Source organism: Marivita sp. S0852 (genome assembly GCF_046591575.1).
In the GTDB taxonomy this organism is placed as follows: domain Bacteria; phylum Pseudomonadota; class Alphaproteobacteria; order Rhodobacterales; family Rhodobacteraceae; genus Marivita.
Genome location: NZ_JBIQWA010000003.1, coordinates 68,690 through 85,636, shown reverse-complemented (window position 1 = coordinate 85,636; position 16,947 = coordinate 68,690). Strand labels below are relative to the sequence as shown.

Sequence of the window (16,947 nt, the reverse complement as noted above, 5' to 3'; positions counted from 1 at the left end):
TCAGAGAAAGCCAAGCTTTTTCATCAGATCACCAATGACCTTTTCCTGCTCTTCCAGAAAGGCGCGAAAGTCATCGCCTGAATTATGGATGTTCACCCAGCCATTGCGGGCGCGGACCGTTTCCCATGCTTCGGTGTCATACATGGCAGCAAACGTATCGCGGTAGGTCTGAGCGATGTCTTCCGGCAGACCGGGAACACCGAAAAAGCCACGCCAGTTGATGAAGGTGGTGTCGATGCCCTGTTCAATCATGGTCATGGCATCCGGTGCTGCGTCTACACGTTCGGGGGCCGTGACGCCGATGATCTTGACCTCACCTGCATTGGCCAGATCGACCGCTTCGGAAAATCCGGTGGAGAGCGCCGCAATCTCGCCCGAGAGCAATGCGGCCATCGCTTTGCCGCCCGCGTCATAGGGGATGTACTTCACCCCAAGCGCGTCTTTGCCCGCCGCTTCCATCACCATCGCAGCCACAAGATGGTCCATGCCACCGGGCACCGATCCACCGCCAACGGCTGTTGCCGCAGGGTCGGCATCATAGGCGGCCAAAAGATCGTCCATCGTGTTGATCGGGCTGTCTTTGCCAACCACAATGGCCGCGTAATCGCCGATCGTTCCGGCGATCAATGTCAGATCACGGAAACTCTGCGGGAAGACACCGGTCAGCGACCGGATCACGATGGGTGTCGAGTTCACCATCAACGTGCCGTGATTGCTTTCGGCGTTTTCGATCATATAGGCAATGGCTTTGCCGCCGCCGCCGCCGGACATGTTTTCGTAAGATGCCGACCCGACAAGCCCCGCTTCTGTGAGGGCTTCGCCGGTTCCACGCGCAGTGCCGTCCCAGCCACCGCCGGCACCGCCGGGAATGATGAAATGCAGGCTGTCCAGCTTTTGATCGTCATTCGCAAAGGCCGGGCTGCCCAGGCCAAATGCTGCCACGGCGGCCGCGATCAGGGCCCGACGGCCCAGGTTCAGTGTTTTCATGTTATCCTCCCAAAGATCCTCACGCACCGGTCGTGAGACATAATTTACGCGTGTAAAGAACCGGAAAAGCGCGTTGCAGACAAGCCTCTTTTCAAGGCGTGTCGCACGACTTTGGCGCGGCCTGGCGAAAAAAGCCACCCTTTGCGGTGCTTGACCTGCGGGATTGGCCTGCGTATTTCGATATCGAGCGCGGGTATGGTGAAAAGGTATCACGCGAGCTTCCCAAGCTTAAGTTACGGGTTCGATTCCCGTTACCCGCTCCAGCAGGTTTCGACCGACACGATCACGCCTTGGCTGTCTTCGCTTCTTTGACCTTGCGGGCCAGATCCTGCGCGATGGCGAAGGCGCCCTTGATCTTGTCGCTGTCCTTTTTCCAGTCCCGGCGCACGACGATCTTGTTGTCCTTGACCTTGGCCAGACCGTTCTGATCCTTGATGAAATCGACCAGCCCTTCGGGCGAGGCGAATTTGTCGTTGTGGAACTGGATCGTCGCCCCCTTGGGTCCGCCATCGAGTTTGGCGATGCCTGCACGTTTGCACATCGCCTTGATGCGCACGACGAGCATCAGCGTGTTCACCTCGCGCGGGAGCTTGCCGAAACGGTCGATCAGTTCGGCGGCAAAGCCTTCGAGTTCGACCTTGGTGGAAAGCGACGACAGGCGGCGGTAGAGGCCAAGGCGCACATCAAGGTCGGGAACGTAGTCTTCGGGGATCAGGACAGGCACGCCAAGGTTGATCTGCGGGGCCCATTGGTCATCCGCTTCGGACAGGCCTTCCATTTCGCCGGATTTGATCTTGGCAATCGCCTCTTCCAGCATGGATTGGTAAAGCTCGTATCCCACGTCGCGCATCTGGCCGGATTGCTCTTCGCCCAGAAGGTTGCCCGCGCCGCGAATGTCGAGGTCTTGTGAGGCCAGCGTGAACCCCGCCCCAAGCGTGTCGAGGCTGCCCAGCACGCGAAGGCGCTTTTCGGCGGTCGGCGTCAGCTTGGCGCGGGGTTTGGTCGTGAGGTACGCATAGGCGCGGGTTTTGGAGCGACCCACCCTGCCCCGGATCTGGTACAACTGGCTGAGGCCAAACATATCGGCGCGGTGGATCACCATGGTGTTCGCGGTCGGGATGTCGAGACCGGATTCCACGATCGTTGTGGCCAGCAGCACGTCATATTTGCCGTCGTAAAACGCGTTCATGCGGGTGTCCAACTCGCCCGCCGCCATCTGACCGTGGGCTACGACATAGGATACTTCCGGCACCTGTTCGCGCAGGAATTCCTCGATCTCGGGCAGGTCGCTGATGCGCGGGACCACATAGAACGACTGCCCGCCGCGATAATGTTCGCGCAAGAGCGCCTCGCGGATGGTGACGGCGTCGAATTCGCTGACATAGGTGCGGATCGCCAGACGGTCGACGGGCGGCGTGCCAATGATGCTCAGATCGCGGACGCCCGACAGCGACAGTTGCAACGTGCGCGGGATCGGTGTGGCGGTCAGGGTCAGAACGTGAATGTCAGAGCGCAGCTGCTTGAGCCGCTCTTTGTGGCCAACGCCGAAATGCTGTTCTTCGTCGATGATGAGCAGACCAAGGTTCTGGAACCGGATGCCCTTGGCCAAAAGCGCGTGGGTGCCTACCACGATATCCACCGTGCCACGGGCCAGACCGTCCTTGGTTGCACTGGCATCTTTGGTCGACACGAAGCGCGACAGCGGACGCACCTCAAGCGGAAAGCCCCGGAACCGTTCGGCAAAGCTCTTGTAATGCTGGCGCGCCAGCAAAGTGGTCGGCGCGATGACTGCCACCTGCACCCCCGACATGGCGGCCACAAAGGCCGCGCGCATGGCAACTTCGGTTTTGCCAAAGCCCACATCGCCGCAGATCAGCCGGTCCATCGGCTGACCGGAATGCATGTCGGACATGACATCTTCGATGGCGCGCAACTGATCGTCGGTTTCCTGATAGGGAAAGCGCGCGGAAAACGCATCCCACGCCCCCGGCGGCGGGTCCATCACCGGGGCTTTGCGCAAGGCGCGTTCCGCGGCCACACGGATCAGCTTGTCCGCCATCTCGCGGATACGCTCCTTGAGCCGCGCCTTCTTGGCCTGCCATGCGCCACCACCCAGCTTGTCCAGCAAGCCTTCCTCGTGGCCATATTTCGACAACAATTCGATGTTTTCGACCGGCAGGTAGAGTTTCGCGCTTTCGGCGTATTCCAGCAAGAGACATTCATGCGCGGCACCGGCTGCGGTGATCACTTCAAGCCCCAGGTAGCGTCCGATGCCGTGATCGACATGCACCACAAGATCTCCGGGGCTGAGCGATTGCGTTTCGGTCAGGAAGTTCTCGGCCTTGCGGCGTTTCTTGGGGGCACGGATCAGGCGGTCGCCCAGAACGTCCTGCTCTGAAATCACCGTGATGCGCGTGGTGTCAGAGCCGCGGCCCGCCTCGCCGCCCGTACCAGTGCCGGACCAGGGCGCTTCGAACCCGTGTTCCAGCGGCCAGACCGTCAGGTACACGCCGCGTTTGCCGATGCGAGCCGTGGTATTGACCGGGATCGTTTCCGCCAGACCTTCGTCTTCGATCAGGCCGGTCAACCGTTCCCGCGCGCCGTCGCTATATGATGCGATCAGCACAGGGCCCGCTTCCATCTTTGCACGTACATGATCGGCCAGAGCGGCAAACAGGCTGACGTTTTCCTGTTGACGTTCGGGGGCAAAATTGCGCCCGATGCGCCCGCCGGCATCGACCACACCGGGGCCTGACGCCTGGGGCAGCGGGTGAAACTGCACCACACGGCGGTCGCCCAGGGTGGCCTCCCAATCCGCATCATTCAGATAAAGCTGTTCGGGAGAGACCGGTTTATACACCGTGTCCAGCCGCGACTTTTGCTGAAGCGCGATTTTGCGGGTCTCGTATTGGTCTACAATGCCCTCCCACCGCGACAGGCGCGCCGGGGTGATCTGATCGTCCTGAGTGACGGTGACACCGGGTAAATAGTCAAAAAGCGTCTCAAGACCGTCGTGAAAGAAAGGCAGCCAGTGCTCCATCCCCTGTTGTTTGCGCCCGGCACTGACCGCTTCGTACAAGGGGTCGTCGCTGCCGGCGGCCCCGAATTCGATGCGGTAATTCTGCCGGAAGCGCGTGATCGCGGCCTCGTCAAGAATGACCTCGGAGACCGGGGCCAGATCCACAAAATCCAGCTTTTCGGTGGTGCGCTGCGTGACCGGATCAAACCGGCGCGCCCCATCCAGCACGTCGCCGAAAAGATCCAGACGCACCGGACCGCCATCGCCGGGCGGGTAAATGTCGATGATGCCGCCGCGCACGGCATAGTCGCCCGGCTCCATCACGGTGGGGGCCTGACTGAATCCCATGCGCACCAGAAAGGCGCGCAGGGCGGCCTCGTCAATGCGGTTGCCGACATGCGCCTTGAACGCTGCCTCGCGCAACACGGCCCGCGCCGGGACACGTTGGGTTGCCGCGCTCATGGTGGTCAACAGCACATATTGCGATGGCATATCATGGGTCAGCGCCGCAAGCGTCGCCATCCGTGCCGCCGAAATGTCGGGGTTGGGCGACACCCTGTCATAGGGCAGGCAATCCCAGCCGGGGAACATGAACACCGGCATGTCGGGCGCAAAAAGCCGCAAGGCTTCGGCCATTTGCACGGCGCGTTTGTCATCGCGGGCGATGTGGCAGACGGCACCGCCGGATGCGCGGGCTTCGGCAAGGACCAGCTGTGCGTCGAACCCCTCGGGCGCGCCGCCCATCGTGATGTGCTTGGATGTGTTCATAGCAGGGTCATGTGGCCCGCAGCGCGACCCGCGTCAACCGCCCAAAACACCAACACTCAGGTTTTGGAACATCCCCCACAACGCGGTGACGAAAATCGACACCATGCCGATGATCTGGACATACAGCCTGTGCCGGGCCAGGCGTTTGAACACCGCATCCAGATCGGTGTCTTTGGTATGCAGCGCCCGCGCCGTGCGCACGCTGAGCAGGCTGACAATCGACATCGGAAAGCCCAGCAGAAACAGCGCCTGCGCAATTTCAACGCCGTACACCCAGCCAAGAATCAGAAACGCGCTCAGGAAAAATGTGCCCGCCGTGATGATCGAGACACCGGCCTCATCTGCAATATAAAGCAATCGGTTGGTGTTGATCCGCAACAGATCGGTCAGATCCTCGGACGCCTGCCCGCCCTTGCGACGGGCCCGGCTTACCATGTCATAGGGCACCCCAAGCACCCAATGGCTGGCCGAGGACCACACCACAGCCAGCGCGATCCAGAACCACAGATTGGAAAAGGACCGCATATCAATCAGTTCAAAGACGGTAAAATACCAATCCAAAGCGGGTGAATTCCCTTGTTTCCACGGCCTTGGGCGGATGCAGGCCTTGTTCCAGCGGTCATTCCATGCCACCCAAATACGGCAAAGACAAGGACCGCCCATGATGAAACCGATCACCCCCGCCTTTCCCGCCACACGCCTGCGCCGTTTGCGCCGAACCGAGGGGCTGCGGTCGATGGTGCGCGAACACAGTCTGAGCCCCGAGGACTTCATCTGGCCGGTCTTTGTGCGGGATGGCGAAGGAGTTGAGGAACCGGTGGTCTCGATGCCCGGTGTGGTGCGCCGGTCGGTGGACAAGGTGGTCGAGGCGGCACGCGAGGCGCATGCGCTGGGCATTCCGGCGATCTGCCTGTTCCCGTTCACCGATCCCGCGTTAAAGACCGCAGACTGCGCCGAAGCGTGGAACCCCGACAACCTGTCCAACCGCGCGACACGCGCCATCAAGGATGCGGTGCCCGATTTAGTGGTGATGACGGATGTGGCGTTGGACCCTTACAACATCACCGGCCATGACGGATATATGGAAGACGGCTATATCGTGAATGACCGCACCGTCGAGGCGTTGGTCAAGCAAACGCTCAGCCAGGCCCGCGCCGGATCGGACATCATCGGACCGTCCGATATGATGGACAGCCGGATCAGAGCCATGCGCAGCGCGCTGGAGGGCGACGGCTTCCATAATGTTGCGATCCTGAGCTATGCCGCCAAATATGCCAGCGCCTTTTACGGCCCGTTCCGCGATGCGGTGGGCGCGTCCGGGGCCTTCAAGGGCGACAAGAAGGGCTATCAGATGGACCCCGGCAATTCCGACGAAGCCATGCGCCTTGTGGCGCGGGATTTGTCCGAAGGGGCCGATATGGTGATGATCAAACCCGGTATGCCCTATCTTGATATTTGCAGACGCACAAAAGACATGTTCGGCGTGCCGACCTTTGCCTATCAGGTGTCAGGCGAATACGCGATGCTGGCCGGTGCGGCAGAGCGCGGATGGCTGGATCACGACCGTGTCATGCTGGAAAGCCTGATGTCGTTCAAGCGCGCGGGCTGTGACGGGGTGCTGACCTATTTTGCCCCGGCGGCGGCGCGTCTTCTGAACGGGTAAACCGCCCCAGGCGGACAGGGCTCCAATGCGCGTGACAGAATAGCGCGCAGTTGCTATAGTGAAGCCAACCGGCGGAACAGCCGGACCCAGAGGCATCGGCAAAGAAAGAGCAGACAGATGACATCCCTCACACGACGTGAACTGGCTTTCGGGCTGGGCGGTACTTTGATGTTGGCCGGTTGCGCCAACGGCGTGGGCGGCAATGGCGGCGCACGGATCGACGCGCGCGCCGATGCCACGCTGGCCGAAATGTATCGCCGCTTTCCCGGCACGCAGAACCTGGCGGCCAATGCCAGCGGGCTTTTGGTGATGCCGCTTGTCACCGAAGCCGGGCTTGGGCTTGGCGGGGCTTATGGGCGCGGCGCGCTGCGGGTGAATGGTGTGACGGTGGATTACTATTCCACCACCAAAGCCAGCGCCGGGTTGCAGATCGGCGCACAGCAATATGCCCATGTGCTGTTTTTCATGACCGAGTCTGCGCTGATGAATTTCCGCCGCTCGCCCGGATGGGCGGCCGGGGCCAATGTGGAATATGCAATCCCAGAAGGCGGTGAGACCATTGCAGCCGAGACGACAACGTCCTTGTCACCGGTCATCGCGGTGATTTTCGGTCAGGCGGGCTTGCGTCTTGGGGCGACGCTGGAAGGTGTGAAATACACCCGGATCATTCCATAGGGGGTCGATCACCTTCGGCGGGCCGGTGGCTCAGACGACAGGATTGGGGGCGCTGCCCCCAAACCCCCGAGATATTTGAAAAACAGAGACGTGGCAGAAATTACCCGGCCAATGCGCGTGTCAGGGCCTGCAAAGCCTCAACGGGATTGTCCTTGCGCCAGATCTCTTCGCCGATGCCAACAAAATCCGTGACCGGTGCCAGCCTGCGCAGCAGATCTTCGGTCAGTCCGCCTTCGGCCACGACAGGCACCTCGATCATCTCTGACCACCAGGTGAACAGGTCGATCTCGGCTTTGGAGCCATCGCCAAGTGTGGTGTCTCCGACCGGGCCAAAGCTGACGTAATCGGCACCGACTTCGCCTGCGGTGATCCCTTCGTGGCGCGACTGCTGGCAGAAGGCCCCGACGATTGCATCAGGCCCCAGTTCCTTGCGCGCCATGCGCACAGAGCGCGCGCCATCGGTCAGATGCACCCCGTCAAGGCCAAGACGCTGCGCCAGAACGACATGGGTGTCGATCACCAGAGCTACGTCAAACCGGTGCGCCACCTCGCGCACACAATCCGCGGCGCGCAGAATCAGATCTTCATCGCGACTGGCCAGCGACAGGCGGATACAGGCCACCTCGACCGCATCGAGCACGCGCGACAGGTCTGTCGGGAAATGGCTCAGTTCAAGTTCGGGAGGCGTGATCAAGTAGAGTTGTGGCTGCTCGGTGTCGGACATGTGCGGCCCCTTTTATGATGGTCGCGCCCCTATACCGTGATTTGATACGGGCCGCCAAGGGCTTGCGCGGGTTGCCCTTTTGCGGGGCGCGCAATAGGTACCGGCGATCTGACATTTTGGAGCGGCGTGTGATGCCCAGCGAGACACCCCAACCTGCTTTTGTTTTGGTGCGCCCCCAGATGGGCGAAAACATCGGCGCGGCCGCCCGCGCGATGCTGAATTTCGGATTGGAGCGGATGCGGCTTGTGGCCCCCCGCGATGGCTGGCCGAACCAAAGCGCGGTGGCGCTGGCCTCTGGGGCGGGACGGGTTCTGGACGACGCGCTGCTGGTCGAACGTACGGTTGACGCGGTGGCGGATTGTTCGTTTGTGTTTGCAACCACAGCCCGGCAGCGGGGGCTGACGAAACCGGTGGTCACCCCGGAACGCGCGATGGAGATGGCGCGCGACAGGATCACCGCAGGCGAAAAGGTGGCGGTGCTGTTTGGTCCTGAACGGGCTGGGCTTGAAAACGACGATATCGCATTGGCCAATGCGATTATCTCGGTTCCGGTGAACCCGGAATTTCCATCCTTGAACCTGGCCCAATGCGTGCTGCTGACCGGATATGAATGGCGGCGTCAGACAGTGGACACCCTGCCCGAGACAACCGAACTGGCGGGAACCGACTGGGCAACGGCGATCGAAACCGAAAAGCTGGCCGCTCATTATGAAGATCAACTGGAGGCGGCCGGCTTCTTTTTTCCCAACACCAAGGCCGACAGCATGAAGCGCAATTTGCGCAATATGTGGTCACGCATGCCCCTGACACGGGCGGATGTGCAGATGTTGCATGGCGTGCTGCGGCAAATGGTGCGGTGGAAGGAGAAGGGCTGACGCCTTGAAGCAACCCTGCCCCAAGCCTAGTCTCTCGCTCAATATGGAGGCCCGTCAATGAGCGGACAACGCAATATCTTTGAAGATGTGAGCGCGGAGACGCCGCGCAAACCTGAACCCAAGGGCGGCATGATCGACGCGGGCAAACGCGGCGCGCGCGGCGCGATCCGGATGTGGTTGAGTGTGCTCTTTGCCCTTGTCGCGGTGATGATCGCCGTGGGCGGGCTGACGCGGCTGACGGATAGCGGTTTGTCGATCACCGTCTGGGCCCCGCTGAGCGGAGCGATCCCGCCGCTGAATGCGGAGGATTGGCAGCGCGAGTTTGATCTTTATCGCGCGATTCCGGAATACCAGTTGCAAAATGCTGGCATGACGATGGCCGAATTCCAGTTCATCTATTGGTGGGAATGGGGGCACCGGCAATTGGGGCGGGTGATCGGTCTTGTCTGGGCGCTGGGTTTTTTCGGCTTTCTGGTGGCGCGGAAAATTCCGACCGGATGGACCGGGCGTTTGTTGTTTATTGGCGTTCTTGGCGGTGTGCAGGGGGCGATTGGCTGGTGGATGGTGTCGTCGGGGCTGACCGGCACGATGCTGGATGTGGCGTCTTACCGGCTGGCCACACATCTGGGGCTGGCCTTTGTGATTCTGGGCTTTATCGCGTGGTATGTGTTTGAGTTGGGCCGCGAAGAGCGTGATCTGATGCAAGCCCGCAGGGCGCGCGAGGGCAAGCTGTACGGGCTGGGCACCGGGCTGTTGCATTTCACGTTTTTGCAGATCTTGATTGGGGCGCTGGTCGCAGGGATCGACGCGGGGCGCACGTATAATGACTGGCCGCTGATGGCCGGAGGTATCCTGCCGCCGTTTCCGTTCGAGCTGGAGCCGATATGGCGAAACTTCTTCGAGAATGCGGGGCTTGTGCAGTTTATCCACCGCGTGGCGGGATATCTTTTGTTGATCTTTGGCACGGTTGTGTGGCTGCGCGCGCGCAAGTCGCCGAACACCGACACGCGGTTCCGCTTTAACGCGGTTTACGCGATGTTGTGGGTGCAGATGGCCATTGGCGTTGTGACCGTTTTATATATGGCCCCGTGGCAGATCGCGATCACGCATCAGATCGGTGCGGTGGTGCTTTGGGTGTTGATTCTACGCGCGCGGTTCGGGGCGCAATATCCAAAAGAGCAATCCATTCGAGGAGCGACCGCATGACCACGGCGTATGATGAGTTGATGGCGTATGCGCGCGAAACGCAGGCGCTGGCCCAGATTGCCGGGCGGCTGGGCTGGGATCAGGAAACCACCATGCCCCGCGGCGCGGCAGCTCAGCGCGGGGAAGAGATCGGCGCGCTTGAGACTGTGCTGCATGCGCGCCGGATGGACCCGCGTGTGGGCGCATGGCTTGAGGCGATCACCCCGTCGGACGCCGAAGCAGAGGCCAATCTGCGCCATATCCGGCGGAGTTTCGAACGCGCGTCGAAAGTGCCTGCCGATCTGGCCGCGGAACTCGCGCGCACAACCTCTGTCGCTCAGGGCGTTTGGGCCGAGGCGCGGGCGAATGATGATTTCGCGGCATTCGCGCCCACGCTGGAGCGGGTGCTTGACCTGCGACGGCAGGAAGGGGCGGCGCTGGCGGAGGGCGGCGATCCCTATGATGCGCTGTTGCAGGATTATGAACCGGGTGCCACGGCGGCAGAGCTTGAGGCGATGTTCGGTGCCTTGCGGCCCGGATTGGTGGCACTGCGCGATACCGTGCTGGGTGCCCCTGCCCCGGCGGCTTTGGTTGGTGAGTTTGACGAGACCGCACAGATGCGGCTGTCGCGGATGATTGCCAGAACCTTTGGCTATGACATGAGCCGCGGACGGGTGGACAAGGCGGTGCATCCGTTCAGCTCTGGGTCGGGCAATGACGTGCGGATCACGACGCGCACGTCGCGCACAGATCCGTTCAACTGCATCTATTCGACGATCCACGAGGTCGGTCATGCGGCTTATGAACAGAACATTGATCAGGCCTACCTGCTCACGCCGCTGGGCTCTGGCGTGTCGATGGGGGTGCATGAAAGCCAGAGCCGGATTTACGAGAACCAGCTGGGCCGGTCACGGGCCTTTACCGGCTGGCTGCATGGGCAGATGGTTGACGCGTTCGGTGATTTCGGGATCGACGACCCGCTGGCGTTTTACGCAACGGTTAACCGTGTTCACAAGGGGTTTATCCGAACCGAAGCGGACGAAGTGCAGTATAATCTGCATGTGCTGTTGCGGTTTGATCTGGAGCGACAGCTGATTGATGGCTTGCTTGCTGTCGCCGATCTGGAAGAGGCGTGGAACACGCGGTTCGAGGCGGATTTCGGCTATCCGGTGGACACGCCCTCAAACGGGGTGTTGCAGGATGTGCATTGGTCCGTGGGCCTGTTCGGGTATTTCGCGACCTATACGCTGGGCAATGTGTATGCGGGTTGCCTGCACGAGGCGCTGCGCACGGCGGTGCCGGATCTGGATGCGCAGCTTGCTGTCGGCGATCCTTCGGGCGCGACCGGCTGGTTGCGGGACAACGTGCAACGGCATGGCGGGCTTTATGAGCCGCGCGAAGTGATCGAGCGCGCCTGCGGGTTTGCGCCGTCCGAAGGGCCGTTGTTGGCGTATTTGGAGGCGAAGTTTGGGGAGATCTATGGGGTATAAGCCTTTTCGAAAAGGCTTGGGCACGGGCTTTCTAAAGCCCGTGAGATGCGGTTTCGAAACCGCGGTCTGATCGCCTTTCGAAAGGCGATTTAGTGCAGCGTAAATTCCCCGACGAGTTGCTGCCATTCCCCTGACGCCAGCATTTTACGATGCGTGTATTGCACCGAATGCAGCGGGCCTTCGATGCTGTCTTGCCAAAATTCGATAAATTCGAACAGTTTGGGATGGTCGGGGGCCAGATCATATTCCTGCCAGACAAATGTGTTCAGCACATTCTGGTAATCCGGCATCCGGTAGAAAAGTTGCGCCGTGGTCAGGCCGTAGCCTTTCAACATCAGTTCCGTTTCGCTCACGTCAGACATGCAAACCTCATTCATTTTTTCTTGTCCGACTCACTGTGCCATCAATTCGTTACTTTTCAACAAAAACAGTATGTTAGCCACCAGAGCAACTGAGTGACAAATCACAGACACACCAAGCCGCGTCATTGGGATTGAGGCTACATCCTGCATCTGATATAGGTTCGGCCAACAAAATATAGATTGACAGACAGCAGGCTATCCACGTGAGCGACACGCCAGAAACTCCTGAAAACACAGAAGATATGCCGCCTGAGCGTCCCAAGCATGACGGGCCACAGATCTCGATCACGGATGAGATGAAATCATCCTATCTGGATTACGCGATGAGCGTCATTGTGAGCCGCGCGATCCCCGATCTGCGCGACGGACTTAAGCCGGTGCATCGGCGCATCCTGTATGCGATGCACGAAAGCGGCAACAGTCACGACAAATCCTATCGCAAATCGGCGCGGCCTGTCGGCGATGTGATGGGGAAATATCACCCGCATGGTGACTCTGCGATTTACGACGCGTTGGTGCGCATGGCGCAGGATTTTTCCATGTCGCTGCCGCTTTTGGATGGTCAGGGCAATTTCGGGTCGATGGACGGCGATAACGCGGCTGCAATGCGCTATACCGAGGTGCGCATGGACAAGCCTGCGGCGTATCTCTTGGCGGATATCGACAAGGAAACCGTTGATTTCCAGGACAATTACGATGGCAAAGACCAGGAGCCGACGGTGCTCCCGGCCCGGTTCCCGAATATGCTGGTCAATGGCGCGGGCGGGATCGCGGTGGGCATGGCGACAAACATCCCGCCGCACAACCTTGGTGAAGTGGTGGATGCCACGCTGGCGCTGATCAAGGAACCGGACCTGTCATCCGAGCAATTGATCGACTATGTCCCCGGCCCCGACTTTCCCACGGGCGGCATCATGCTGGGCCGGTCCGGTGCGCGCAAAGCCTATCTGGAAGGTCGCGGGTCGGTGATCATCCGGTCGAAAACGCGGGTCGAGGAGATCCGCAAGGATCGTTGGGCCATCGTGATTGACGAGATCCCCTATCAGGTCAACAAGGCCACGATGATCGAACGCATTGCCGAAGCCGCGCGCGAAAAGCGGATCGAAGGCATCAGCCACGTTCAGGACGAATCTGACCGCAATGGCGTGCGCGTGGTGGTTGAGCTAAAACGCGATGCCACAGCCGAGGTGGTGCTGAACCAGCTTTTCCGCTTTACCCCGATGCAGACCAGCTTTGGCTGCAATATGCTGGCGCTGAATGGGGGACGGCCCGAACAGCTGACGCTGCGCAAGTTCCTGACGGCGTTCATTGATTTCCGCGAAGATGTGGTGGCGCGGCGCACCGCCTATCTGTTGCGCAAAGCCCGCGAGCGCAGCCATGTCTTGTGTGGTCTGGCGGTGGCTGTCACCAATATCGACGAGGTCGTCGCGACCATCCGGTCCTCTGCCGATGCTGCCGAGGCACGCGAGCGGCTGATGACGCGGCGCTGGCCTGCCGAAGACATCCTGCCCTATATCGCCTTGATTGATGATCCGACCCACAAGGCGAATGACGATGGCACATATAATCTGTCCGAAACACAGGCACGCGCGATCCTGGATCTGCGCCTTCAGCGCCTGACCCAGATTGGTGTCAAAGAGGTCACGGACGAGCTTGAAGAGCTTGCGGGTAAGATCAAGGAATACCTTGAAATTCTTGGATCGCGCGACCGCATCATGGGGATCATTTCAGACGAGCTGCGCGAGGTGAAAGACCTGTTTGCCGTGCCCCGCCGCACCGAGATTGTCGACTGGTCCGGCGACATGGAAGACGAAGACCTGATCGAACGTGAAGACATGGTCGTCACCGTCACGCAATCGGGGTATATCAAACGCACGCCATTGGCCGATTTCCGCGCGCAAAAACGCGGTGGCAAGGGGCTGTCTGGCATGTCCACGAAAGACGATGACGTGGTCACGCGGCTGTTTGTGGCCAACACACACACGCAATTGCTGTTCTTCACCACGGACGGGATGGCCTACAAGCTCAAGACCTGGCGCTTGCCGCAAGGCGGGCGCACGGCCAAAGGCAAAGCGATTGTCAACATCCTGCCGATCCCGGCGGGTGTGTCGATTGCGGCCATCATGCCGGTGGATCGGGATGAAAAAGACTGGGCCGATTTGCAGATTGTCTTTGCAACCAGCGCCGGAGATGTGCGGCGTAACGCCTTGTCAGACTTCACAAATGTGATGCGCAACGGCAAGATCGCGATGGACCTGCCCGAAGGGGTGGAATTGGTGAATGCGCGCATCGCGTCAGAGGATGACGATGTCATGCTTGTGACCGATGCAGGCCGCGCCATCCGGTTCCGGACCACCGATGTCCGGGTGTTCAAAGGGCGTAAATCCACAGGCGTTCGGGGCATTCGTCTCAACAATGGCGATCGCGTGGTTAGCATGGCAGTGATCCGGCATTTCGAAGCCTCGGCAGACGAGCGGGCCGCCTATCTGAAACAACGGCGTCTGGTGGCCGGTGTGACCGATGAAACCGACATCACCGATGAGGACGAAGGCAACGCAAACGCGCAATTGCCGCAGGAGCGCTATGCCGAAATGTCGGCGGCCGAAAACCTGATCCTGACCATCACCGCCAAAGGCGCGGGCAAGCTGTCGTCATCGCATGATTATCCGGTGCGCGGCCGTGGCGGACAAGGCGTTCAGGCTATCGACAAGGCCATGCGCGGCGGGGCTCTGGTGGCGTGTTTCCCGGTTGAAATGGACGATCAGATCATGCTGGCCACATCCAAAGGTCAGTCGATCCGGGTGCCTGTCGAGGGTATTTCGTTCCGGTCGCGCAGTGCGGGGGGTGTCAAAGTCTTTAACACGGGCGCTGGCGAAACCGTGGTGTCGGTTGCCTGGATTGCGGATCAGGGGGATGAAGACGACGCCTTGCCAGAGAGCTGATCACGCGGAACACCGCGCGAGCATCCAATCGAGTCAAAATGACAGCGGCGTAGAGTAATTCTGCGCCGCTTAATTGTTTGTATATGTTTCCGGCGTAGGTCTTGTTTGAACCCGAAACTCAAACCCCTGCGCCTGCGTCTTTGTACTTTTTCCTTGTGTCCGCATATCGGAAATAATCCGAAGTCCGGAATTCCTGACCTGCGCTTACCCGGCGTCAGGCGTAGAAAGATATTGAAAGGATTGTTCACGCCACACACGAAACTGCGGACTTATACCTCCCTGTCAGTCGGTTTGACCATGTGTGTTGCGCAAAGGCATTTAGACCAACTTGTTTAAGACCAAACCCTTTCACGACCGTGCCGGGTGTGGCCCTCATCCTCACTTGGCATATTTTTTAGCACGAGGACCCGATCATCCATCATTGGATGGTCGGGTTTATTCGCCGCGTTACGCGGTGTTGCCCACCAGCCAGATGATCGCCGCGCATTTTGGCGCGATTGGTCCTTTGCCGTGTCTTGGTAACGGCTGCCGAGGCCACATAAACACATGCCGGCCTAATATGCGGCACCTGCCCTTTGTGTCTAATCGGCCAAACGGCTGTGCCCGGAGCGCACCTGCGTTTCCAGAAAACTGGCAAGCGATTTGCGATTGGGAAAGGCATCCACCCGCACTGGTGCGTGGTAGAGCAATTCCACCTTGCCCTGACGGCGTTGAGCCAGGACTTTAATCAAATGGTCAGCAAATCCCATATCGCCCCACCAGCCATAGAACCGGGGATCGGCGTTTTCCGGCGGGTGATAGATCACGGTCACCGCCTGAATATGCATGTCATGGATCAGAGCATCGGAGAAAAAGGCGGCAAACAAAGTCGGCTTGAACGGCAGCACCCGGAGCGTATCGGAAGAAGTGCCCTCGGGGAAAAACAAAAGGCGATGACCATGTTGAAGACGGTCCTCGAACAGCGCCAGCTGGTTTTTTGCATCGCGTCGATCCCGCCGGATAAACACTGTGCCCGTCGCCCGCGCGAGCCAGCCAATGCCAGGCCAGCTGGCGACTTCGGATTTGGAGACGAAATAGACGTTCTTGCGCGCATTCAGGGCGAAAATATCCAGCCAGGAACTATGATTGGCAACAACCGCCCCGCGCACCTTCAAACGTGGCCCCCGCACCAGCATCGGCATACCCAGGATCACAAACGCCGTTCTGCAGACGCCTTGGGTGATATAGGGCGTGATCGGGCGGTCGATCCCAAAGATCGGGCGTTCAAAAACACGCAGGACAAGCAGCAACGCCAACCCGCCAAAAACCACGATACCAAGACCTGTACCGCGCAGCACAACGCGCGCCCACCCCAAAGGGGAAATCGGCGTCCTTTCGATCGGCGTGTCGCTGTCCCATGTCGGGCTCATTGCGCCGCCTCGGACGCGCGGTGCATCACATGTGAGCGAAGATTGCGGGTCTCAAGGATGAGGCAAATATCGGTGGTATTAAAGGCGTGATCCACATACACGCCCTGCCCGATCACGCCACCGATCTTGAGATAGGATTTGATCAAGGCCGGGGTCTGACGCATCGCCGCCTTGCGATCAATCTTATCGGGTGGCAGAACATCCAACGGCTGCGTCATACGCGCCGTCACCCGAAGCGTGGGCGGGGCAAGATAGGCCGCGTGCAGATGCGAAATGGCGTGCAGATGGCGTGGTATATCGGCCCCCGGAAAACTTGCCACGCCGAACACCAGGTCCAGCCGACGATCCTGCACATAGCGCGCAAGGCCCTGCCACAGGGCAAGCAATGCCGCCCCGCCCCGATAGGCCGGATGCAAGCAGGAGCGGCCCAGCTCCAGCACCTGCGCATCGCTTTGCATCATCGGCGACAGGTCAAATTCCGAGGCGGAATAAAATTGCCCCGCCGCCTGCGCATGGGCCGATGTCATCAGCCGGTAAACGCCCACAACGCCATCTGTTTCGCCGCCTGTCAAACGGGTATCGCGCAGCAAAAGATGATCTGCGTATGGGTCGAACCGGTCTGTTTCAAGTTCCCGAGCATGATCCACACCGGGACCACCTGCGCCCATTTCCTGAACAAAAACACGATAGCGCAGGCGTTGCGCCGCCCGGATATCAGCATCCGAGCACGCCAAAGACGCGTGCAAACTGGCGGTGTTCTGTAACATGGGCCCAACGACGTGCTGTTCGGGGCAGTGTAATCCCTGCCCCAGAGCCACGCAACGCGATCAGACTGCGGGAAAGAGGTT

At 60.1% G+C, this 16,947-nt stretch carries 13 protein-coding genes and 1 tRNA gene; 7 read left to right on the top strand and 7 right to left on the bottom strand.

Annotation, left to right across the window (positions count from 1 at the left end; translation table 11 throughout):
- The gene (locus ACG74X_RS06825; RefSeq protein WP_411233480.1) at positions 1-987 is read right to left on the bottom strand and encodes a tripartite tricarboxylate transporter substrate binding protein; all 987 of its coding nucleotides are present in this window, start codon (positions 985-987) and stop codon (positions 1-3) included.
- Positions 988-1,176: 189 nt separating this feature from the next.
- Here ACG74X_RS06825 and ACG74X_RS06820 point away from each other — a divergent pair.
- Positions 1,177-1,250: transfer RNA gene (locus tag ACG74X_RS06820), tRNA-Gly, on the top strand.
- 20 nt (positions 1,251-1,270) lie between these two features.
- Here ACG74X_RS06820 and mfd read toward each other — a convergent pair.
- Both mfd and ACG74X_RS06810 read right to left on the bottom strand, forming a co-directional pair.
- A complete protein-coding gene (gene mfd / locus ACG74X_RS06815; RefSeq protein WP_411233478.1) occupies positions 1,271-4,774 on the bottom strand; it encodes a transcription-repair coupling factor in 3,504 nt (1,167 codons plus the stop codon).
- 33 nt (positions 4,775-4,807) lie between these two features.
- On the bottom strand, positions 4,808-5,335 hold the full coding sequence (locus ACG74X_RS06810) for a component of SufBCD complex (protein WP_411233476.1): 528 nt from the start codon (positions 5,333-5,335) through the stop codon (positions 4,808-4,810).
- A gap of 103 nt (positions 5,336-5,438) precedes the next feature.
- Here ACG74X_RS06810 and hemB point away from each other — a divergent pair, with 103 nt between their 5' ends.
- Both hemB and ACG74X_RS06800 read left to right on the top strand, forming a co-directional pair.
- Entirely contained in the window at positions 5,439-6,437 is a 999-nt protein-coding gene (gene hemB / locus ACG74X_RS06805; RefSeq protein ID WP_411234177.1) for a porphobilinogen synthase, read from the top strand.
- 117 nt (positions 6,438-6,554) lie between these two features.
- Positions 6,555-7,112 carry a YSC84-related protein gene (locus ACG74X_RS06800; protein WP_411233474.1) on the top strand — a complete coding sequence of 186 codons (558 nt, stop codon included), beginning with the start codon at positions 6,555-6,557 and terminating at the stop codon, positions 7,110-7,112.
- A gap of 100 nt (positions 7,113-7,212) precedes the next feature.
- Here the strand turns inward: ACG74X_RS06800 and ACG74X_RS06795 are convergent, their stop codons facing one another.
- Complete coding sequence (locus tag ACG74X_RS06795) at positions 7,213-7,836, bottom strand: thiamine phosphate synthase (protein WP_411233472.1); 624 nt, start codon at positions 7,834-7,836, stop codon at positions 7,213-7,215.
- Between the two features lie 131 nt (positions 7,837-7,967).
- Between ACG74X_RS06795 and ACG74X_RS06790 the strand changes: the two genes are divergently transcribed.
- Genes ACG74X_RS06790 through ACG74X_RS06780 form a run of 3 tightly spaced genes read left to right on the top strand, consistent with a single transcriptional unit; the run spans position 7,968 to position 11,386 of the window.
- Positions 7,968-8,711: an RNA methyltransferase gene (locus ACG74X_RS06790; RefSeq protein ID WP_411233470.1), complete on the top strand. Its 744-nt coding sequence runs from the start codon at positions 7,968-7,970 to the stop codon at positions 8,709-8,711.
- 57 nt (positions 8,712-8,768) lie between these two features.
- Positions 8,769-9,917, top strand: a complete 1,149-nt coding sequence (ctaA, locus tag ACG74X_RS06785; RefSeq protein ID WP_411233468.1) for a heme A synthase — start codon at positions 8,769-8,771, stop codon at positions 9,915-9,917.
- On the top strand, positions 9,914-11,386 hold the full coding sequence (locus ACG74X_RS06780) for a carboxypeptidase M32 (protein WP_411233466.1): 1,473 nt from the start codon (positions 9,914-9,916) through the stop codon (positions 11,384-11,386). Before ctaA ends, ACG74X_RS06780 begins: the two co-directional genes overlap by 4 nt.
- An 89-nt stretch (positions 11,387-11,475) precedes the next feature.
- On the opposite strand, the gene ACG74X_RS06775 is transcribed toward ACG74X_RS06780, so the two are convergent.
- Positions 11,476-11,748 carry an usg protein gene (locus ACG74X_RS06775; protein WP_411233464.1) on the bottom strand — a complete coding sequence of 91 codons (273 nt, stop codon included), beginning with the start codon at positions 11,746-11,748 and terminating at the stop codon, positions 11,476-11,478.
- 242 nt (positions 11,749-11,990) lie between these two features.
- On the opposite strand from ACG74X_RS06775, the gene gyrA reads away from it, so the two are divergent.
- Positions 11,991-14,690, top strand: coding sequence for a DNA gyrase subunit A (gene gyrA / locus ACG74X_RS06770; RefSeq protein WP_411234176.1), 2,700 nt, complete (start codon positions 11,991-11,993; stop codon positions 14,688-14,690).
- Positions 14,691-15,271: 581 nt separating this feature from the next.
- On the opposite strand, the gene ACG74X_RS06765 is transcribed toward gyrA, so the two are convergent.
- Both ACG74X_RS06765 and ACG74X_RS06760 read right to left on the bottom strand, forming a co-directional pair.
- On the bottom strand, positions 15,272-16,099 hold the full coding sequence (locus ACG74X_RS06765) for a lysophospholipid acyltransferase family protein (RefSeq protein ID WP_411233462.1): 828 nt from the start codon (positions 16,097-16,099) through the stop codon (positions 15,272-15,274).
- Positions 16,096-16,866 carry a GNAT family N-acetyltransferase gene (locus ACG74X_RS06760; RefSeq protein WP_411233460.1) on the bottom strand — a complete coding sequence of 257 codons (771 nt, stop codon included), beginning with the start codon at positions 16,864-16,866 and terminating at the stop codon, positions 16,096-16,098. The genes ACG74X_RS06765 and ACG74X_RS06760 overlap by 4 nt, the downstream gene beginning before the upstream one ends.
- Positions 16,867-16,947: the final 81 nt, after the last annotated feature.